At 64.7% G+C, this 18,947-nt stretch carries 19 protein-coding genes; 11 read left to right on the top strand and 8 right to left on the bottom strand.

Annotation, left to right across the window (positions count from 1 at the left end):
* The first annotated feature begins 6 nt into the window (after window positions 1–6).
* The 9 genes from AAF563_01765 to AAF563_01725 are packed head-to-tail and all read left to right on the top strand — an operon-like array spanning window position 7 to window position 10,069.
* Window positions 7–1,122 carry a glycosyltransferase family 4 protein gene (locus tag AAF563_01765; GenBank protein MEM7119971.1) on the top strand — a complete coding sequence of 372 codons (1,116 nt, stop codon included), beginning with the start codon at window positions 7–9 and terminating at the stop codon, window positions 1,120–1,122.
* Window positions 1,119–1,709 (top strand): histidine phosphatase family protein, encoded by a 591-nt coding sequence (locus tag AAF563_01760; protein ID MEM7119970.1) that lies wholly within the window; start codon window positions 1,119–1,121, stop codon window positions 1,707–1,709. The genes AAF563_01765 and AAF563_01760 overlap by 4 nt, the downstream gene beginning before the upstream one ends.
* The gene (locus tag AAF563_01755; protein MEM7119969.1) at window positions 1,706–2,851 is read left to right on the top strand and encodes a glycosyltransferase; all 1,146 of its coding nucleotides are present in this window, start codon (window positions 1,706–1,708) and stop codon (window positions 2,849–2,851) included. The genes AAF563_01760 and AAF563_01755 overlap by 4 nt, the downstream gene beginning before the upstream one ends.
* Entirely contained in the window at window positions 2,844–3,608 is a 765-nt protein-coding gene (locus tag AAF563_01750) for a hypothetical protein (protein ID MEM7119968.1), read from the top strand. The genes AAF563_01755 and AAF563_01750 overlap by 8 nt, the downstream gene beginning before the upstream one ends.
* Window positions 3,605–4,111: a hypothetical protein gene (locus AAF563_01745; GenBank protein MEM7119967.1), complete on the top strand. Its 507-nt coding sequence runs from the start codon at window positions 3,605–3,607 to the stop codon at window positions 4,109–4,111. Before AAF563_01750 ends, AAF563_01745 begins: the two co-directional genes overlap by 4 nt.
* Entirely contained in the window at window positions 4,108–5,988 is a 1,881-nt protein-coding gene (locus AAF563_01740) for an ABC transporter ATP-binding protein (protein ID MEM7119966.1), read from the top strand. The genes AAF563_01745 and AAF563_01740 overlap by 4 nt, the downstream gene beginning before the upstream one ends.
* Window positions 5,985–7,892 (top strand): ABC transporter substrate-binding protein, encoded by a 1,908-nt coding sequence (locus AAF563_01735; protein MEM7119965.1) that lies wholly within the window; start codon window positions 5,985–5,987, stop codon window positions 7,890–7,892. The genes AAF563_01740 and AAF563_01735 overlap by 4 nt, the downstream gene beginning before the upstream one ends.
* Before the next feature lie 3 nt (window positions 7,893–7,895).
* Window positions 7,896–8,894, top strand: coding sequence for an ABC transporter permease (locus AAF563_01730; protein MEM7119964.1), 999 nt, complete (start codon window positions 7,896–7,898; stop codon window positions 8,892–8,894).
* Entirely contained in the window at window positions 8,894–10,069 is a 1,176-nt protein-coding gene (locus tag AAF563_01725; protein MEM7119963.1) for an ABC transporter permease, read from the top strand. Before AAF563_01730 ends, AAF563_01725 begins: the two co-directional genes overlap by 1 nt.
* Before the next feature lie 168 nt (window positions 10,070–10,237).
* On the opposite strand, the gene AAF563_01720 is transcribed toward AAF563_01725, so the two are convergent.
* From AAF563_01720 to AAF563_01695, 6 genes are all read right to left on the bottom strand, one after another.
* Window positions 10,238–10,549 carry a hypothetical protein gene (locus tag AAF563_01720; protein ID MEM7119962.1) on the bottom strand — a complete coding sequence of 104 codons (312 nt, stop codon included), beginning with the start codon at window positions 10,547–10,549 and terminating at the stop codon, window positions 10,238–10,240.
* An 83-nt stretch (window positions 10,550–10,632) separates the two neighbouring features.
* On the bottom strand, window positions 10,633–10,956 hold the full coding sequence (locus AAF563_01715) for a hypothetical protein (GenBank protein MEM7119961.1): 324 nt from the start codon (window positions 10,954–10,956) through the stop codon (window positions 10,633–10,635).
* Window positions 10,957–10,965: 9 nt separating this feature from the next.
* A complete protein-coding gene (locus tag AAF563_01710) occupies window positions 10,966–11,778 on the bottom strand; it encodes an SDR family NAD(P)-dependent oxidoreductase (protein ID MEM7119960.1) in 813 nt (270 codons plus the stop codon).
* 44 nt (window positions 11,779–11,822) lie between these two features.
* The gene (locus AAF563_01705; GenBank protein MEM7119959.1) at window positions 11,823–13,196 is read right to left on the bottom strand and encodes an adenylate/guanylate cyclase domain-containing protein; all 1,374 of its coding nucleotides are present in this window, start codon (window positions 13,194–13,196) and stop codon (window positions 11,823–11,825) included.
* 243 nt (window positions 13,197–13,439) lie between these two features.
* Window positions 13,440–14,291, bottom strand: coding sequence for a class I SAM-dependent methyltransferase (locus tag AAF563_01700; protein MEM7119958.1), 852 nt, complete (start codon window positions 14,289–14,291; stop codon window positions 13,440–13,442).
* Entirely contained in the window at window positions 14,288–15,121 is an 834-nt protein-coding gene (locus AAF563_01695; protein MEM7119957.1) for an MBL fold metallo-hydrolase, read from the bottom strand. Before AAF563_01695 ends, AAF563_01700 begins: the two co-directional genes overlap by 4 nt.
* 146 nt (window positions 15,122–15,267) lie before the next feature.
* Between AAF563_01695 and pyrE the strand changes: the two genes are divergently transcribed.
* Window positions 15,268–15,834: an orotate phosphoribosyltransferase gene (pyrE, locus tag AAF563_01690; GenBank protein MEM7119956.1), complete on the top strand. Its 567-nt coding sequence runs from the start codon at window positions 15,268–15,270 to the stop codon at window positions 15,832–15,834.
* Window positions 15,812–17,023, top strand: a complete 1,212-nt coding sequence (locus AAF563_01685) for an MFS transporter (protein MEM7119955.1) — start codon at window positions 15,812–15,814, stop codon at window positions 17,021–17,023. Before pyrE ends, AAF563_01685 begins: the two co-directional genes overlap by 23 nt.
* Before the next feature lie 6 nt (window positions 17,024–17,029).
* Here AAF563_01685 and AAF563_01680 read toward each other — a convergent pair whose 3' ends face one another.
* Together AAF563_01680 and AAF563_01675 are read right to left on the bottom strand one after the other, a co-directional pair.
* Complete coding sequence (locus tag AAF563_01680; GenBank protein ID MEM7119954.1) at window positions 17,030–17,719, bottom strand: response regulator transcription factor; 690 nt, start codon at window positions 17,717–17,719, stop codon at window positions 17,030–17,032.
* Window positions 17,720–17,785: 66 nt separating this feature from the next.
* Window positions 17,786–18,691 carry an alpha/beta hydrolase gene (locus AAF563_01675; protein ID MEM7119953.1) on the bottom strand — a complete coding sequence of 302 codons (906 nt, stop codon included), beginning with the start codon at window positions 18,689–18,691 and terminating at the stop codon, window positions 17,786–17,788.
* Window positions 18,692–18,947 lie beyond the last annotated feature (256 nt).

Genomic DNA, 18,947 nt, shown 5'->3' with positions numbered 1-18,947 from the left:
CGCGCCATGCGCATCGCCTTTTACGCCCCGATGAAATCGCCGACCCATCGCGTGCCGTCGGGTGACCGGGCGGTGGCGCGCCTGCTGATCCGCGCCCTCAAACAACAGGGGCACGATGTCTTTCTGGCCTCATCCTTTCGCGCCTATGACGGCACCGGTGACCACCGGCGCCAGTTGAGTCTCGCCAAGCGTGGCGCCGCGCGTGCTCAGGGCCTGATTGCCGATTGGCGTGATGCGCCGCCCGACCTGTGGTTCACCTATCACCTCTATCACAAGGCACCGGACTATCTGGGGCCGCGCATCGCCGACGCCTTCGGCGTGCCCTACCTGGTCGCCGAACCCTCGGTCGCGATGAAGCAACAGAATGGACCGTGGTCGCTGGGCTTTGCGGTTGCCGCCGCCGCCTTGCGCCGCGCCGACGGCCTCTACACCATGACGCCGGAGGACGAGGCGGGGTTGGCCGATATCGAGATCGATCCCGCACGTTGTCATCGCCTGCCACCGTTTCTCGACATCCGGCCCTTCGACGTGCAGCGGCACAAGGCCGCGCGGCGCGAGTTGGCGCGACGCTACGGTCTTGATCCGCGCAAGACCTGGCTATTGGCTGTCGCCATGATGCGGCCGGGCGACAAGCTTGCCAGTTACAGGCGGCTTGCGGCGGCTGTCGACCTGCTGAAGGACGACGATTGGAGCCTGCTGATCGTTGGCGACGGATCATGCCGCGCCGAGGTCGAGGCCTTGTTCGCGGGCCGCGCGATGTTCGTCGGTGCGCTGCCGGAGCGATCGCTGCCGCTCCACTATGCGGCGGCCGATCTGTTCGTCTGGCCGGCGGTTAACGAAGCCTATGGCATGGCGCTCTTGTCAGCCCAGGCCGCCGGCGTGCCGGTCGTTGCCGGACGCGAGCGGGGCGTGCCGGAGGTCGTCTCAGACGGCGCGACCGGCATCTTGACCACGCCGGGCGACGATCAGGCCTTTGCCGATGCGATGGCTGGCCTGATCGCGGATACGGAACGCCGGTCCGCGATGGCATCCCTGGCGACCGCGACCGTACGCCGCGATCACAGCCTGGAAAGCGCCGGCACGATCCTGTCGCACGTCATCGATAAGGTCAGTTGTTCATGACCCTCGTCGCCTTGATCCGCCACGCCCCGACGACCTGGAATGACGAAAAACTGATCCAGGGACGCAGCGACACCGCGTTGTCGAAGGCGGGCATTGCCCTCGCCCGTTCCTGGCGTGTGCCGGAAACCTTGACCGGCATGCCATGGGTCACCAGCACACTCAGCCGCACCCGCGACACCGCGCGCCATATGGGGCTCGAACCGCTGACCACCGAGCCACGTCTGGACGAGATGGATTGGGGACACTGGGCCGGCCGCAGCTTGGCCGATTTGCGCGCCGAGCACGGCGCGGCGATGGCCGAGAATGAAGCGCTCGGCCTCGACTTTCGCCCATCCGGCGGCGAGACACCGCGCGAGGTGCAGCGAAGGCTGGGCGCCTGGCTGAAGGATATCGCCGAAGCCGGTGCCGATATCGGCGCCATCACCCATCGCGGCGTGCAGCGCGCGGCAATCGGCTTGGCGACCGGTTGGGATTTTCTGGACAAACCGCCCGTGAAGCTTGGCCGCAGCGCCATACTTCTGCTGGCGCTCGATGAATTCGGACGACCGAGGCTGGAGCGCTCCGACTTGAGCCTGGACGGCCCTTGACCGGCCGCGTCGTCCTTTGGGTCCAGCACCTGCTCGGCACCGGTCATCTGCGCCGCAGCGCCGCGATAGCGCGGGCGACGGCGGCCCAGGGGTTGGATGTCACCCTGCTTTCCGGCGGCATGCCGGTACCCCATCTGGACCTTGGCGCGGCCCGGCTGGTGCAGCTGACGCCGCTGCGCGCGATCGACGAGAGCTTCTCGGGCCTGGCGCTGGCTTCCGGCGACGCGGCAACGCCGCGTGACTTGGACACGCGCCGCGATGAAGCACGCGCCCTGATGGAGACAACCAAGCCTGATCTCTTGATCACTGAGACGTTTCCGTTCGGCCGCCGCCAGCTGCGCGACGAAGCCCTGGCGCTGATCGAGCGGGCGCGCGCCGGAGGCGCAACGACCGCCGTCTCGGTGCGCGACATCCTGCAACGTCAAACAAAGCCCGGCCGCTATGAGGAGATGCTGGCCCTGGCCCTCAGACACATCGACCACGTCATGGTGCACGGCGACCCCCGCCTGGTCCCCTTTGACCTCACTTTTCCGCTGGCCGGACAGCTGGGCGAACGTCTCCGCTACACCGGCTACATCGCCGGGAAAACCGCGCGGCGCGAAGCGGGCGGACCGGGTGATGGCGAGATCATTGTCTCGGTCGGTGGCGGTGCGACCGGCGCGCCGCTGCTGGCCGCCGCGCTCGACGCCAGGGCCGCCGCAGCGGCGGCTGGCAATCGGGTGTGGCGGCTTCTGGTCGGCCACGATCTTATGGCCGGCGACCTGGCGTCGCGCCTGACCGATCCGCCGTCCGGTGTCGTCGTCGAGGAAGCGCGGCCCGATTTTGCCGCGCTGTTGGCCAACTGCGCTGTCTCCGTCTCTCAGGCCGGCTATAATACGGCCGTCGACATCCTGGCTGCCGGCGCGCGCTCGGTTCTCGTGCCCTTCGCGCGTGGCGGCGAAACAGAACAACGGGACCGGGCAGAGCGGCTTGCCGATCTGGGAGTGGCCATCATGGTTGAAGAAGCGGCGCTGTCGCCTGAACGGTTGGCCGCAGCGGTCGATGACGCCTTGGCCGGTGCGCCGCCGGACCCCGCCGGTTTTGATCTGGACGGCGCCGCCAAGAGTGCCGCGTTGATAACCGAGTGGGCCAGCCGTGGCTGATTGGACCGACCTGACCACGGAACTCGATCGCTGGGCTAGGGCAGACCAACGCGCGACATTCTGGTGGCGCGACGACGACGCTGGTTCCGATGATGAGCGGCTGAAGGACTTCCTGGATCAACGGCGGCGGCTTGAGGCGCCCCTGGCGCTCGCTACGGTACCGGCGTGGCTTGCCGCGCCGACCATTCGGCGGGTACGGGCCGATTCCGGCACAAGCGTGCTGCAGCACGGCTGGGCGCACCGCAACAACGCCCGGCCACCGGCCAAAAAGACCGAGCTGGTCGATGGGACAGAAAACCTCGAAAAGGACCTCCAGAGGGGCCGTGAGACGCTGCAGGAGGCCTTTGACGGGCAGTTTCAGCTGGTCATGGTACCGCCGTGGAACCGAATCGGACCCAAGATCGAGACGCGGCTCGCGACATTGGGGTATTCAGGCCTCAGCACACACGGCCCGCGTGCAGCAACGCCCGAAGCCCGCGTTCACACGGTCAATGTTCACATCGACATCATCGATTGGCGCGCCCGCGCCTTCTGCGGCGATACGGTGGCGCTGGCGCAAGCCATCAGCCACCTGCAGGCCCGCCGGACCGGCCAGGCCGACGCCCTGGAGCCAACCGGGCTGATGACCCACCACCGTGACCACGACGCCGCCTGCGAGCACTTTGTCGACCGTTTTGTCACGGCCATCAAGGACCACGAAGCCGGCCATTGGCTGGACGCGCGCAGCCTGTTTGGCGCGCGCCAGGAGGCGGCATGAGCGAGCATCACTACGAAACCAGTGTGTTGACAGGCGATTACATCCGATCCGGCGCCGGCGTGCTCCTGACCTGGGGGCCACTGTTGATCGTTGAGGCCGCGCCCATCATGGTTTACATCCTTGGTGCGCTGGGGGGCGTATTTGCGGTCTTCGGGATCAGAACCCTGATCCGTCAGATGACCACCATTGAAGTTTCCGAGGACGGGATCCGTGCCAGAGGTCCTGCCGGGAAATCTGTGTCGTGGGATGACTTGAACAGTATGAAGCTCGCTTACTACTCCACCCGGCGAGATCGACAGCGAGGTTGGATGCACCTGACCGTCAAGGACGGTGCGAAGAAGCTCGGCGTCGATTCATCGATCAGCGATTTCGATACGATTGCCAGCGCCGCGCTACAGGCCGCCACAGCGCGACGGCTGACCCTGTCGGAGGTCACGCGCGCGAACTTCGACGCCCTGGGCCTGACACCCGATCCCCACGGCTTGCCGGACGACCACCTGTGAACAGCCTGGTCGACATCCTTAACCTGGGAATCGAGTTCGAGGTCGGCGATGGCCGAGTCCAAGCGGTCCGCGGCGCCAGCTTCACCATCCGACAGGGCCGGACCCTGGCGCTGGTCGGCGAGTCCGGTTCCGGCAAGACGGTGATCTCGCAGGCGATCATGCGCATCCTGCCGCAGAACGCCCACATCACCCGCGGACAGATCCTGTTCAATGACCCGAACTTGGACGGCCAGGTCACCGACATCGCCGCCCTGCCACCCGACGGCAAACGCATGCGCGGTATTCGCGGCGGCCGCATCTCGATCATCTTCCAGGAGCCGATGACCTCGCTGTCGCCGCTCCACACGGTCGGCGACCAGGTCTCCGAGGCCCTGCATCTCCATCGCAACTGCGATCGCCAGGAAGGCAAGGAGCTGACCATATCGATGCTGCGTCTGGTCGGTTTTCCCGATGCCGAGAAGGCGTGGCGCAGCTACCCATTCGAACTCTCCGGCGGACTGCGCCAACGCGCCATGATCGCCATGGCCCTGGTGTGCCGGCCCGCGCTCCTGGTCGCCGACGAGCCGACCACGGCTTTGGATGTCACGATCCAGGCGCAGATTTTGAAACTGTTGGACGATCTGCAGGACGAACTCGGCATGGCGGTCCTGATGATCACCCATGATCTGGGCGTTGTGGCGAACGTCGCCGAGGAAGTGGTCGTCATGTACCACGGCGAAGTGATGGAGAAGGGCTCGCTGGACGACATTTTCCGCCACGCAGAGCACCCCTACCTCAAGGCCCTCTTACGGGCCGTGCCGCGCTTTGACATGAAGCCGGGCGAACGCCTGGTGCCGCTGCGCGAGGTCAAGCATGCGCACGCCGAACGCCATCAACATCGCAAACCCTGGCCGGAGAACGATGACCGGCCTCTGTTGAAGGTGCGTCACCTGACCAAGACCTTCAGCATCCGCAAGTCGGAATGGTTGGGCGGCAAGAAGATCGATCATCTGGCGGTCGACGACATCAGCTTCGATGTACGCCGCGGCGAATGCCTGGGGCTGGTCGGCGAGTCCGGCTGCGGCAAGACGACCACCAGCAAGATGATCATGAAGGCGCTGACGCCCGACAGCGGTGAACTGATCTATAACAATCGTGGCAGCGAGATCGACATCCGGACGTTGTCCGGACCCGCTCTCTTCGACTTCCGACGCGACGTTCAGTTCATCTTCCAGGATCCCTTTGGGTCGTTGAACCCGCGCATGACCGTCATGGATATCATCTCCGAACCACTGATGATCCATAATGTCTGCAGCGGTCAGGAACGCGCGGACCGGGTGATGGAGCTGATGCGCCTGGTCGGCCTGGACGTACGCCATCTGCGCCGTTATCCGCACAGTTTTTCCGGCGGGCAGCGGCAGCGCATCGGGATCGCGCGCGCGCTGGCGCTGGAGCCGGATCTTCTGATCTGCGACGAGCCCGTGTCGGCACTGGATGTGTCGATCCAAGCGCAGATCCTGAATCTGTTGAAGGACCTGCAGGACGAACTGGGCCTGACCTACCTCTTCATTTCGCACAATCTGGCGGTGATCGACTACATGGCTGACCGCATCGCCGTGATGTGCGCTGGCCGGCTGGTCGAACAGGCGGACCGGCGCGAGCTCTTCGAGAACCCCGTGCACCCCTACACCCGCGCGCTTCTGGCCGCCGTGCCAAAACCCGATCCCGATCACAAACTGAACCTGACAGCGCTGATGGCCGGGCGCGCCAGCAAACCTGACGCCTGGCCGGAGCCGTTCACCGTCTCACCCGATGCCAAGCTCGACATGATCGATCTGGGCAACGGTCATCTGGTGCGCGCCAGCCGCGCGCCGAATGCCGCGGAGCTTGCCGCGTGATCCGCTGCCTGGCCGCCCTTCTCTGTCTCGTGTCGTTCGCCGTGTCACCGGCGGTCGCCGAGACCCTGATCGAGCCGCCCTATTGGGCTGAAGCCGTCGAGGCCGGCGACCTGCCGCCGGTCGCCGAGCGGGTCACCGACACGCCGCTGGTCGTCACCCTGGACGGCGAGCGCAGTGTCGGCACCTATGGCGGTGACTGGCAGATGTTGGTCAACCGGGTCAAGGACACGCGCCTCTTGGTCGTGTTCGGCTACGCGCGGCTGATCGTCTACAACACCGACCTTGAGCTCGTGCCGGATATCCTGGAGAGCTTCGAGGTCGAGGACGGCCGCATCTTCACCTTCCACCTGCGGCCCAACCATCACTGGTCGAACGGCGATCCGTTCACCGCCGAGGACTTTCGTTACTGGTGGCAGGATGTCGCCACCCATCCCGATCTGTCGCCCGCCGGCCCGCCGAAGATCCTGACCGTCGACGACGAGCTGCCGGTGTTCGAGGTGATCGACGAGCTCACCGTGCGCTACACGTGGTCGAAGCCTAATCCCGACTTTCTGCCAGCCCTGGCCAGCGCCGCGCCGCTCTTCATCTACCGGCCTGCCGAATACATGAAGCAGTACCATCCCGACTACGGCGACATCGACTGGATTAACGCCCAGGTCGACGAGGCCGGCAAGTCAAGCTGGGCGTCGCTGCACAACGGGATGGACAATCTCTACAAGTTCGACAATCCGGAGCTGCCGACGTTGCAGCCGTGGATGATCACCAACGCGGCGCCGGCGCAGCGCTTTATCGGCGTGCGCAATCCCTTTTTCCACAAGGTCGATCAGGCCGGCCACCAGCTGCCCTACATCGATCGCGTCATCATGAACGTGGTTGACAGCAAGCTGATACCGCTGAAGACCTGGGCAGGCGAGTCTGATCTGCAGGCGCGCGGCCTGTCGTTCAACGACTACACGTTCCTGAAAGAAGGCGAAGGCCACAACAGTTATCAAGTTCGCCTGTGGCGCACCGTGCGCGGCTCGCAACTGGCGCTTTATCCGAACCTGAATGTCAACGATCCGGTTTGGCGGGACCTCTTGCGCGATGTCCGGTTCCGCCGCGCCCTGTCGCTCGCCGTTAACCGGCACGAGATCAACCAGGTCATCTATTATGGCCTCGGCATCGAGGGCAACAACACGGTCCTGCCGCTAAGCCCGCTCTATGACGAGGCCTATCGCAGCCAATGGGCCAACTTTGATCTTGCCGAGGCAAACCGCCTGCTCGACGAGATCGGGCTTACCGAACGCGACAGTCAGGGCTACCGGCTGTTGCCCGACGGCAGGCCGCTCCAGATCATCGTCGAGACCGCGGGCGAGGACCCCCAGGAGTCGGACATTCTGGAACTGATCCACGACAGTTGGCGCGACGCCGGCATCAAGCTTTTCACCAAGCCCATGCAGCGCGAGGTCTTGCGCAACCGTGTGTTCGCCGGCGAGACCGTCATGTCGATCTGGTTCGGGCTGGAGAACGGTGTCCCGACGCCGAAGATGACCCCGGCCGAGTTCGCGCCGACCAGCCAGCAGCTATTGCAGTGGCCCAAGTGGGGCCAGTACTACGAGACCTCCGGCGCCAGCGGCGAGCCCATCGACATGGCCGATGCCGAACGGCTGATGGAACTGGCGCACAGGTGGCAAGGCGCCGGCAGCGAAGCCGAGCAGGAACAGATCTGGGAAGAGATTCTGGAAACCTATGCCGACGGCGTTTTTTCGATCGGCTTGATCGCCGGGATCTTCCAGCCGGTCGTCGTCTCCGACCGGCTGCACAACGTGCCCGAAGAGGCGATGTTCAACTGGGATCCCGGCAGTCAGTTCGGCATCTATGAACCCGAGACTTTCTGGTTCACCGACGGCAGCAACGGGCGGTAGGGCATGATCAACTACATCGCCCAGCGCCTGTTGATCATGGTGCCGACGCTGATCGGCATCAGCCTGATCACCTTCATCATCATTCAGCTGCCGCCGGGCGATTTCCTGTCGACCATGATCGCGGAATGCGAGGCCCAGGGCGAAAGCTCGTGTGCCGATCAGATCGAGATCTACCGCCAGGAGTTCGGCCTGGATAAGCCGGTCTGGCAGCAGTACCTGTTCTGGGTCGGTGGTCTGCTGCAAGGCGATCTGGGGCTTAGCTTCGAGTACAACAAGCCGGTCAATCAGGTCATCGGCGAAAGCCTGCTGCTGACCATCATCGTGTCGGCCGCGACCATCATCTTCACCTGGGTCGTCGCGTTTCCGATCGGTGTTTATTCGGCGACGCACCAGTATTCCTGGGGCGATCACGGCCTGACCTTCATCGGCTTTCTGGGCCTGGCGACGCCGAACTTCCTGTTGGCGCTGGTCCTCTTATTCCTGGCCAATGTCTGGTTCGGCACCTCGATCGGCGGCCTGATGGATCCGGAGTATCTCGACCAGCCATGGAGCTGGGGGAAGTTCCTGTCCGTGCTCGAACATCTCTGGATCCCGGTCGTCGTCATCGGCACCTCCGGCACAGCCGGGCTGATCCGGCGCCTGCGCGCCAACCTGCTGGACGAGTTGCAAAAACAATACGTCGTCACCGCGCGCGCCAAGGGCCTGTCGCCGGGCAAGGCGTTGTTGAAGTATCCGCTCAGGATGGCGCTGAATCCGTTCATCGCCGATATCGGCAACCTGCTGCCCCAGGTTATCTCCGGCGCGGTCATCGTCTCGGTCGTGTTGTCGTTGCCGACCACCGGCCCGATCCTGTTGCGCGCTTTGCAGACCCAAGACATGTACCTGGCCGGCTCGTTCCTGATGTGCCTGGCGCTTTTGACCGTAATCGGTGTTCTGGTCTCCGATCTTCTGCTCGCCGTGCTTGATCCGCGTATCCGCTTGGCCGGGGGGGCCGGTCACTGATGACCGACACGACCCGCAGGGACGACGATACGATCGAGCGGTTTGTCTCCGACAAACCCTTCGATCCCTATTCCGTCGAGCAGCTGACGCCGGAACAGGAACGCTTCTATATGGCGTCCCAGTGGAAGCTGATGTGGTGGAAGTTCCGCCGCCATCAGCTTGCGGTGATTTCAGGCGCCCTGCTGCTCGCGACCTTCATTTCGATCCTAATCTCCGAAATTCTGGCGCCCTACAATCTGGCGACACGCCACACCGACTTCATCTATGCGCCACCCCAGGCAGTCAACTTCTTCCACGACGGCGAGTTCGTCGGGCCCTTCGTCTACGGCCTCAACTACGAGCTCGACATGGATACGCTGCAGCGCGTCTACACGCCCAACACCGACGATGTGCAGCCGATCCGCTTCTTCTGCCTGGGTGATGAGTATGAGTTCTGGGGCGCCATTCCCATGCGCTTCCACATCATCTGTCCGGCCGAGGACGGCCAGATGTTTCTGTTCGGCACCGACCGGCTGGGCCGCGACATGCTGTCGCGCATCATCTATGGCGCGCGCATCTCGCTCACCGTCGGCTTGATCGGCATTACCATCAGCTTCGTGCTGGGTGTCATCCTGGGCGGCCTGTCCGGTTACTACGGCGGCTGGATCGACACCATGGTCCAGCGGCTGATCGAGATCATCCGCAGTTTCCCGGAGCTGCCGTTGTGGATGGCGTTATCCGCCGCGCTCCCGGTGACGTGGAGTCCCCTGCTGATCTATTTCGGCATCACCATCATTCTGGGCCTGTTCGACTGGACAGGCCTGGCGCGCGCCGTGCGCTCAAAACTCCTGTCTTTGCGCGAGGAGGATTTCGCCACCGCCGCCGTCTTGATGGGCGCGACGCCGAAGCGCGTCATCTTCCGGCATCTGCTGCCCAGCTTCACCAGTCACCTGATCGCCAGCGCCACGCTGTCGATCCCGGCCATGATCCTGGGCGAGACGGCGCTGTCGTTCCTGGGCCTGGGCCTGCGCCCGCCGATCACCAGTTGGGGCGTGCTGCTGAACGAAGCGCAGAACATCAACGTCGTCGCGCTCTACCCGTGGCTGATGCTGCCGGTGGTGCCGGTGATTATCGTGGTGCTCGCCTTCAACTTCCTGGGCGACGGCCTGCGCGACGCCGCCGATCCCTACAAGTAGGTGAACGTTAAGCACGTTCACGGTTTAGTCGGCATTACCGGCCCACTCCCCCGCCCTCCGGGGCAAAACGCCGAGAGGCGTTTTCGCCGAGGCCACCCCGAGGATGCTGCCATGGGTGGCCGGGCGGGGGAGTGGGCCGGTGCCGTCTCCGCGTGAGCGGAAAATCTCTTAGCGCATCTTCCAGACGGCGAGGACGGCGAAGATCAGGAGCGCGATCGGCCAGTGGTAGAAGGACATGCCGCCTTCCATCACGCCGAGCGCCAGCATCGAGCCGATCGGCAGGAAAAAACAGCCGGCCCAGCCGCCGTAATCCTTGAGCCACTGATTGAAGACTTCGAGCGTCGCGCGGGTGACACCGCGAGGCAATCCGGCCGGAATCGGCAGCCGGGCGCGGAAAAACAGCATCCAGACGCTGCCGACGATCATCGCGACGGATATGGCGAAGACGTGGCCCGCCCCGGTAGTGAAAAAGTCGATCATGGGCACCATTTTGGGCCAAGAAGCGCAGTTTGCAACATCAGGGGCCCCGCGAAACCCCGCGATAGCGCGGTCGAGCCGTCACATCAGCGTGTTCGCCACGCCGCAACGACGGGAATCAGAACAAACCCAGCGAAAAAGGCAACGGCGCCCAGCCCAACCTCCCAAAACGTCAGCACGTAGGCCATGATCATGTAGCCGACGATGACGAGGCTGACGCCCAGAAGCGTCATCCCGTCGAGGTCATCATCACCTTGCCGAGCCTTGCGCGCTCTGGTGGTTGGCATGCCCGGCCATGTCGGCTGGGGCATCGGCTTGACGGCCAGGTAGCGGCGCAAACAAACCAGGACACCAATCCAGAAAGCGAGCAAGCCGAGAAGGAAGACCGAGGTGATATCGCCGCCGGGCATGCTTTTGTCCTACACCGGCTGCGAATAGGCGTCGCGCGCGACGTCCTCGAGCAGCGGCATGGAGGGGTAGTCCAGGATCATCAGGCCGCCGTCGACAATCAGGGTCTGGCCGGTGATGAAGCTTGCCTCGTCGGAGGCCAGGAACAGCACGGCGGCGGCGATTTCCTGGGGTGTGCCCATGCGGTTCATCAAGGACGGCGGCATCGCCCAGCTGCCGTCCGTGGTGCCCGAGGGCGGTGCCGCGGCATCGTTCTCGGTGGCGATCCAGCCCGGGCTGACGCCGTTGACGCGCACGCCCATGGGCCCACCTTCAGCGGCGAACGAGCGCGTCAGGCCCTCCACCGCCGCCTTGGCGATTCCGTAGAGACCCCAGTTGCCGTGCCAGGTCGCGGTCGAGGAGATGTTGACCATGGCGCCTTTGGTCTTGGCCAGGTGAGGTAGCGCGTAGGCCGAGACGAAGTAGGGCGCGTCGAGATTGGGGCCGCGCAGCTTGCTCCACCGCACGCCAGGCCCATCCGCATCCTGAACGCCGGCACGCCGGCCGCCGACACCGGCGTTGTTGATCACCACGTCGAGCCGGCCGTAGTCGGCGACGACGCGATCGATCAGGTCGGCGACCGCGTCCTCGTTAGCCAGCTCGACCGGGTAGAAACCGCCTTCGCCGCCACGTTCATTTATCTCTGCCTCGACATTCGCGCCCTTCGCGGTGTCGCGGCCGACAAACGGCACCCGGGCGCCCTCTTCGATCAGCCGGTGGACCATGCCGCGGCCGATGCCAGAGTTGCCGCCGGTGACGAGCACCACCTTGTCCTTGAAACGCATGGCCCCTGCCCTTTGCCGCAAGCCGTTCGGTAGGAAACAACAGCCTACGCCGGCTTATCCGCATCGCAAGAGTTGTCCTTCAAGACGGCGACCGCCAGCGGTTCGGCGACGCCGTCGATTGCGCGTGCCGTGAGCTGCGCGAATGCCGGCGCCGGCGCACCCTGCTGGGCCGCAAGCGCCAGGGCGGCCGCAGAGGCGGTGGCGCGCACGCCTTCTGTCTTGCAGTGCTTCTCGAGCTTGGCCGCCAGGTTCACCGCATCGCCGATGACCGTGTATTCCAGCCGACTGTCGTCGCCGACGGCGCCGAACACGACCTGGCCGGTGGCAAGCCCCATGCCGTAGCCCAGAGGCGCCAAGCCTTCGGTTCGGCGGCGTTCGTTCCAAGCCGCCATGCCGGCGTCGATGCGCACGACGGCGGCCATGGCGTCGCGCGCATAGGTCTCGCTGGGCGCCGCGGCGCCGAATGTCGCCATGACTCCGTCGCCCAGGAACTTGTCGATGGAGCCGCCGTTCTCCTGCACCGCCGGCACAACAATCGCCTGATACTCAGACAGCATCGCCACGGTCTCGGTCGGCCCGACGGTCCGCGACATCGGCGTGAAGCCGCGGATGTCGACAAACAGAATGGCCGCGTCGCGCACCACGCCTTCGCCCGGGTTCACCATGTCGTCGGCGCGCACGATCTGCTCGGCGATCTCCGGCGCGAAAAAGCGCGAGAGATCGGCGGCCGCCTGGCTTTCGGCGACCGAGCGGATCAGCTGGCGCCGCGCACGGGTCAGCGCGATGAACAAGACACCGGTGACCAACAGGATCGAGATGATCTTGTCGATCTCGCCGCCGAGCAGCACGTCGCTGGACTGCAGATAGTGGATATAGTCCTGGGTGATCGGGCTGGTCTGCTCGGAGAAGACGACGGCATAGAGCAGCAGCGCGGTCCAACCGATCACCGCGGCGATACCAGCCATGGCGACATAGCGAGGATCAAATCTGAGCGTCCTGAGCGCGATCAGACCGAACAGGTAGAGCATGGTCGGGCCTTTGAGCGAGAAACCCGGCGGCTGCATGTACTGGATGTGAAAACTCCAGATCGTCACCAGCAGCACGCAGACGTCGACCACGATCGACAGCACGATCATCCATGACGGCAGCCGCCGGAGATGGGCCAGCAGCAGCCTGATGACCGTGAAGACCGTATAGGCGCCGAGCGCCCAGGGTACCGGCTCCAGCATGGCATCGGCGGGAAAGGTCTTGCGGGTCAGGCTATAGAGCACGGCGAAAAAGGCGATGCCGCAGATCTGCACCCAGCCGATCAGGATTTCGCTATCGGCCTGGTCGCGGGCGATCTGCGCCTGCACGCGTTCCGGCAAGCGACCTTCAACAGGCGCGCCGAACAAGAGCCTTGCCAGACGTTTCAGCACCCGATCCTCCAAAACCCTGCCATGGTCATTATACGCAGGCCGCGCGATAGCGCGCCGTCAAACGCCCGTGTCGGGCTCGTGAGGCTGCGCGTTCGCGACATCGCTGGCATTACCGGCCCACTCCCCCTCCTCCGGGGCAAAACGCCGAGAGGCGTTTTCGCCGAGACCACCCATGGCAGCATCCTCGGGGTGGCCGGGAGGGGGAGTGGGCCGGCCACGGTTTCGCACAAGCAAGCAGTGTGTTCAGCGTCGGCGTAGCCACAGGCTGGTCTCGAACGCGCCGTCGGGTAACGGAAGCCGCGATATCACGGAACGGCTCAGCAAATCGGCCCGGCGCGTTACCATGTAACGGCTGGCAAACAGGGGCTGCCACGCACCGCTGGTGATCGGCCCGACCAACGCCAGCTGCTCGCCATAGCCCCGCCAGGCCCAGGCCGTTGGATAGTCGTCCGGCAGGAAGATGTCGTGGATGTGAACCAGGACGCCCTGGGGCAGCTCCGGCAGCACATGATTGAAGAGATAGTCCACGTCGCTGCCCGGCATCAGGATGTGGCTGGAATCGATGAACAGGATGTCGCCGTCGCCCAGCTGCCGGAACAACGCCTGATCGGCGCGGTGTACGGGCTCAGCGATCCATTCGACGTCGAGGTCGCGGATTACCGCGCGCGGCGCCGGGTCGATTGCCGCCAACCGCGTGCTGAGGCCACCATCGGCGATGGCGCGGGCCATGAACCGGGTCGAGTGACCGGACCCCACCTCCAGGATGCGCGACGGCTCGGCGGCGCGCACCATGGCGTAGGCGACCGCGGCGTCGAGCCGTGGGAACCAGTCCTGGTGCCAGCGCGGACCGGGCGCGGGATCGTCAGCGCCGATTGCTTCCAACGCCGCGGCCTGATCGTCGACCCGGTCAAGCGTCGCCTGAAACAACGCCTCGTGGGCGGCAAACAAGCGCTCGACCGTGTCGTAGACAGGCCGGTGACCCGGGCCCGGCAATTGATCGGCATAGCGGTAGGGCACGAAGTAGCCGCGCGGCTTCAGGCCAAGCACGGTCGACAGGGCGAACCACAAACGCCGCAAGCGCGTTTTGAGGTTCACGGCCGCAGCACCAGACCTTCGCGCGCCACAATCGTGCCGGGACGCGCCGCCTCGGCGTCGCCGGCTACTGCGTCCATGAAGTCATCGTCGTGGCTGGGGTCGTGGTGAAAGAGCACCAAGGTCTTGGCGCCGGCGCTGTCGCACAAGCGAATACCCTCCTGCCACGTCGAGTGGCCCCATGTAATGAAATTCGGAAACTCCTCATCCGTGTAGGTGGCGTCATAGATCACGATATCCGCGCCGTCGATCAACCCGAGCACGTTGGTGTCCGGTTGGTCGGGCACATGTTCGGTATCGGTGACATAGCAGATCGTCTGGCCGCCATAGTTGATGCGATAGCCGGTCGCGCCATTGGGATGATTGAGCGGCGCGGTGTCGACCGTGATGCCGTCGCCCAGATCAAGCGTGTCGCCCTGGGCGAACGGGCGCCAGTCGATGGACGCGCGCACATTGCCGTCATGGACCGGCGTTGCCTCGTCTTCCAGGAAACGGCCCATCACCGTTTCAAGCGTGTGCGGCGGCTTCAGATGGCCGGACCAGGCAATGAGCTCTGTGGTCGGTACCGCAAGCGCGCGAAAGTAGGGCCAGCCGCAGACATGGTCGAGATGGGTGTGGGTCATCAGCAGGTCCGCGTGAAGCGGGACACTGTCATCAAGCGATTCATCAAGCAGGCGAAGGCCGGTTCCGGCATCCATGATCAGCAGCCGGTCGCCACAACGCACTTCCAAGCAGCTCGTGTTACCGCCATAACGCACCGTGGCCGGTCCGGGACTGGCTATGCTGCCCCTGACGCCCCAAAAACGGACGTAAAACTCGCCGTGACCACTCAAAAGACGTTAGCCTCACAATCTGCCGCCGGCGATGCGCCCGGTCGGTCCCAAGTGTGCCCCACGGTCCGCAGGCGTCAATGGCCGGGGGAACACCGCTCATAGGCGAAACGCCGCCATCTGTCGATTCACGTACAAGGAGTGCCGGTTTGAACGACTTGAAGACCCCGGATGCCGCCAAAGCGCGGCTTCTCGAGCTGATCCGTGAGCATGCGCTTCTGAAAGGCGGCGATTTTGTCTTGGCATCGGGCGCCCATGCCTCGACCTATGTCGATCTGCGCCGGGTCACCATGCATCCCGAGGGCGCCCGGCTGATCGGCCGGATGCTGGCGCCGCGCCTGGCCGAGGCCGGCGTCACGGCGGTCGGCGGCATGGCGACGGCGGCGATCCCCGTGGTCAGTGCCGTCGTCATGGCAAGCGCCGAGAGCGACCATCCGATCCGCGGATTCTATGTCCGCGACAAGGCGAAGACCCGGGGTACGCAGCGCCAGATCGAAGGCCAGCTTGAGACCGGCGACACGGTCGCGCTATTGGAAGACACCATGACCACCGGCGGCTCGACCATGACAGCGGTCGAGGCGGTGCGCGAAGCCGGCTCGACCGTTGCCCAGGTCATCACCGTGGTCGACCGCCAGCAAGGCGGCGCCGACCTCTATCGCGACGCCGGTATCCCGTTCGACGCCCTGATCACCCTTGACGACATCAACGCCGGCTGAGCACACCGGAACCGATTGGACCGGGGTCGCGCTGGGTCTGGCGCTGGCCGTTCTGTCGGCGTTTCAGATGTTGAAGCTGGCGCCGGCACTGCCGCTGATGATCGCCGCCTATGACTATTCCTACATCCTGTCGGGCGCGCTGATGGCGATCTTCGCGGCTGCCGGACTGGTGCTGACGGCGCCGCTGGGGCGGCTGATGGAGCGTTGGCCGGGGCTGATCCTGGGCGTCGGTTTCGCCACCATGGCGCTGGGCAACCTGATCCTGCTGGCGGACGCGGAACAGGGCGCGGTCGCGCTTGTAGGACGCGGTTTTGGCGGTGTCGGTTACGCCGTCCTGGCGTTGGCCGGTCCGGTCATCACCAACCGCAGCGCCAGCACCGATCACCTGCCGATCGTCGCCGGCCTGGTCGCGGCCTGGGTGCCGGCTGGTCAGATCGTCGCGCTCGCCATCGCCTGGCCGTTTCTGGACGCCGGCCATTGGCAGGCGATCTGGTGGGCCGCCCTGGTGCTAACGGGCCTAGTCGCCGTCTGCGTCTGGATGCGGCGCGACGCGACACTGCCACTGATCAGCCGGTCACCGGACAATCCCAATCAGACGCCCCCCAACCGCAGCGAATGGATCGTCCTGATGACGGCGGCCGGCGTGTTCGGAATATGGGCGGGCCAGTATCTCGCCTTCATGACCTGGCTGCCCAAGAACCTGGTCAGCGAACACGGGCTGGATCCCGATACGGCTGCGCTGATCAACCTGATACCGGTGCTGGGCGTTCTCGCGACGAGCATCTTGTCCGGATTTTTGTTGCGCGCCGGCCTTTCGTATACGGCGCTGTTCTTCGGCGCGACCGCGCTACAGGTGCCGATCTGGCTCTATGCGCACGCCCTTGATCCCGTTCCGGCGCTGGTCGCGATCGCCGTTTACGGCATTGCCTGCGGGATCACGCCAGCCTGCCTCTTCGCCGTTCCCGGCCGGTTGTTGGGCGGCGATCGGGTCAGCCCGTGGGCCTTTGCGCCCATCATGTCGGGCCGCAATATCGGCAGCCTTGCCGCGCCGGTCCTTCTGGGCGCGCTGATTGGTAACGACGACTGGACCGCTGTGTGGCCGGTCTTCGCGGCAATCACCGCGGCTTCGGCGTTGGGCGCGTTATGGATCGGCCTGACGCTGGCGCGCGCCGAGCGGAACGCGACGTGACGCGCGTTAGGGATTGAGGCGGTAGCCGCCGGGCTCTGTGATCAAGAGCCGGGCCTGGGACGGATCTTCCTCGATCTTCTGGCGCAGGCGGTAGATGTGCGTCTCCAGCGTATGTGTCGCGACACCGGCGTTATAGCCCCAGACCTTGTCGAGCAGTTCCTCACGCCCGACCGCCTTGGCGCCGGAGCGGTAGAGGAACTTCAGGATCGCCGCTTCCTTTTCGGTCAGGCGGATCTTCTGGTTCTTCTCGTCATGGACCAGGAGCTTGGCTGCCGGACGGAACGTGTAGGGGCCGATGGTGAAGACGGCGTCTTCGCTTTGCTCGTGCTGGCGAAGTTGCGCGCGCACCCGCGCCATGAGGACACCCAGCTTGAACGGCTTGGTGACATAGTCGTTGGCGCCCGATTCCAGGCCCAGAATAGTGTCGGCCTCGCCGTCCGCGGCGGTCAGCATGATGATCGGCATCTTGTGGCCGGACCGGCGCATCAGACGGCACAACTCGCGCCCGTCCATGTCGGGTAGGCCGACATCCAGCAGCAGCAGGTCGAAACGGTCGTCCTTGACGATATCCATCGCCTCCGATCCGCTGCCGACCTCCTCGACGTCGAATTCTTCGTGCAAATGGAGCTGCTCGGCGAGCGAATGGCGCAACGCGTCGTCGTCGTCGACGATCAGAATGGATCGGCCAGTGGACATGGGCGAGTTCCCCTTCGGGCATGAACAAATCGGGATCGAAGCCCGAAGGCTTCGTCATATGCTGCTCTATATAGTGTCGTTTTCGCGCTGTGCATCAGCCTGGATCATTTGAATGAAACGGCTGGAAAGCGCGCTATTCGGCTCCGCGAGCTCCTCGATAATAGAAAAGTGATGATGTCCGGGCATGGTTTGCGCCGTAACCGGCACGCCCGCGCTGTCCAGGGCATCCGCATATTGCGCGAGATTACGGTGAAACTCGTCGGTTTCGTCGATACCGACGGCAAGGTGCACCGGTACATGCGGTCTGGGCATGAAGGGCGCCAATCGGACCGGGCTGTTGCGCGCGGCCGCATGCGCATCCAGCCGCAGATCGGCGTTTAAGAATGTCGAACGCAGGACGTCCAGATCGTACAGGCCGCTGATCGCCACCATGCCGCGCACAAATCCCGGATGGATCCGGTTTTCCGTGAAACCCGACCAGTCGGTCGCCAGGATCATGGCTGCCAGATGCCCGCCGGCCGAGTGTCCGCTGAGATAGAGCCGCTGGCCGTCACCGTTCCAGTTGGACGCGTTGTCGTGCAGCCAAACGGCGGCCTCGCGGCACTGGCGGACAATGACATCCATGTCGACAGATGGCGCCAAATCGTAGTTGATGACCGCCACCGTCGCGCTGGCGGGCGCCAGACCCATGGCGACAAAGCTGAAATTGCCCTTGTCGAGTGAACGCCAGTAACCGCCGTGGATGAACATGACAACGGGCGCGCCGGGTTCGGACGCTGGGAAGATATCCAGTTTCTGGCCGGAATCGGGGCCATAAGACACATTGTAGTTGCCGCGAAAGCCATTGCGCGTCTGCTCGCTCAAGGCGTCGTAGCTGTCAAAGAAAGCTTGGTGGTCAGTGACCCGGCCACGCAGATCGTATTGTGCGTCAAGCTCCTCGCGGCTGAGGCCGCGGAACGTGTCTGATGGCATAGGCGCCTTCTATCCCCGAGTTGGTGGGAGCGAGGTTAGGGTGGGCGCCCCTCGCGCCGCAAGGGGCCATGCGGAGGCAATCCATGGCGGGCCGCTCACAGCGGCCTGACGGACATGTGAAGGCGCGCGCTGTCTGGCAGCCCGGCCATCAACGGCCTTGGACGCCGCCTCGCCAAGGGCTTTGTCGTTTTCCCGGAACCGTTGCCGGCCCCCTCCCCGCCCTCTGGGGCAAAACGCCGAGAGGCGTTTTCGCTGA

This window comes from Pseudomonadota bacterium (genome assembly GCA_039028155.1).
Lineage (GTDB): Bacteria > Pseudomonadota > Alphaproteobacteria > SP197 > SP197 > JANQGO01.
Note: the sequence above shows the minus strand (reverse complement) of the source record. Positions and strands in the feature narration are given on the sequence as shown.

What these genes read in the sequence shown, in the direction of transcription:
- AAF563_01765 (MEM7119971.1), top strand. Translation starts at nt 7, where the DNA reads ATGCGCATCGCCTTTTACGCCCCGATGAAATCGCCGACCCATCGCGTG.
- AAF563_01760 (MEM7119970.1), top strand. Translation starts at nt 1,119, where the DNA reads ATGACCCTCGTCGCCTTGATCCGCCACGCCCCGACGACCTGGAATGAC.
- AAF563_01745 (MEM7119967.1), top strand. Translation starts at nt 3,605, where the DNA reads ATGAGCGAGCATCACTACGAAACCAGTGTGTTGACAGGCGATTACATC.
- AAF563_01730 (MEM7119964.1), top strand. Translation starts at nt 7,896, where the DNA reads ATGATCAACTACATCGCCCAGCGCCTGTTGATCATGGTGCCGACGCTG.
- AAF563_01725 (MEM7119963.1), top strand. Translation starts at nt 8,894, where the DNA reads ATGACCGACACGACCCGCAGGGACGACGATACGATCGAGCGGTTTGTC.
- AAF563_01720 (MEM7119962.1), bottom strand. Translation starts at nt 10,549, where the DNA reads ATGATCGACTTTTTCACTACCGGGGCGGGCCACGTCTTCGCCATATCC.
- AAF563_01715 (MEM7119961.1), bottom strand. Translation starts at nt 10,956, where the DNA reads ATGCCCGGCGGCGATATCACCTCGGTCTTCCTTCTCGGCTTGCTCGCT.
- AAF563_01710 (MEM7119960.1), bottom strand. Translation starts at nt 11,778, where the DNA reads ATGCGTTTCAAGGACAAGGTGGTGCTCGTCACCGGCGGCAACTCTGGC.
- AAF563_01680 (MEM7119954.1), bottom strand. Translation starts at nt 17,719, where the DNA reads ATGTCCACTGGCCGATCCATTCTGATCGTCGACGACGACGACGCGTTG.
- AAF563_01675 (MEM7119953.1), bottom strand. Translation starts at nt 18,691, where the DNA reads ATGCCATCAGACACGTTCCGCGGCCTCAGCCGCGAGGAGCTTGACGCA.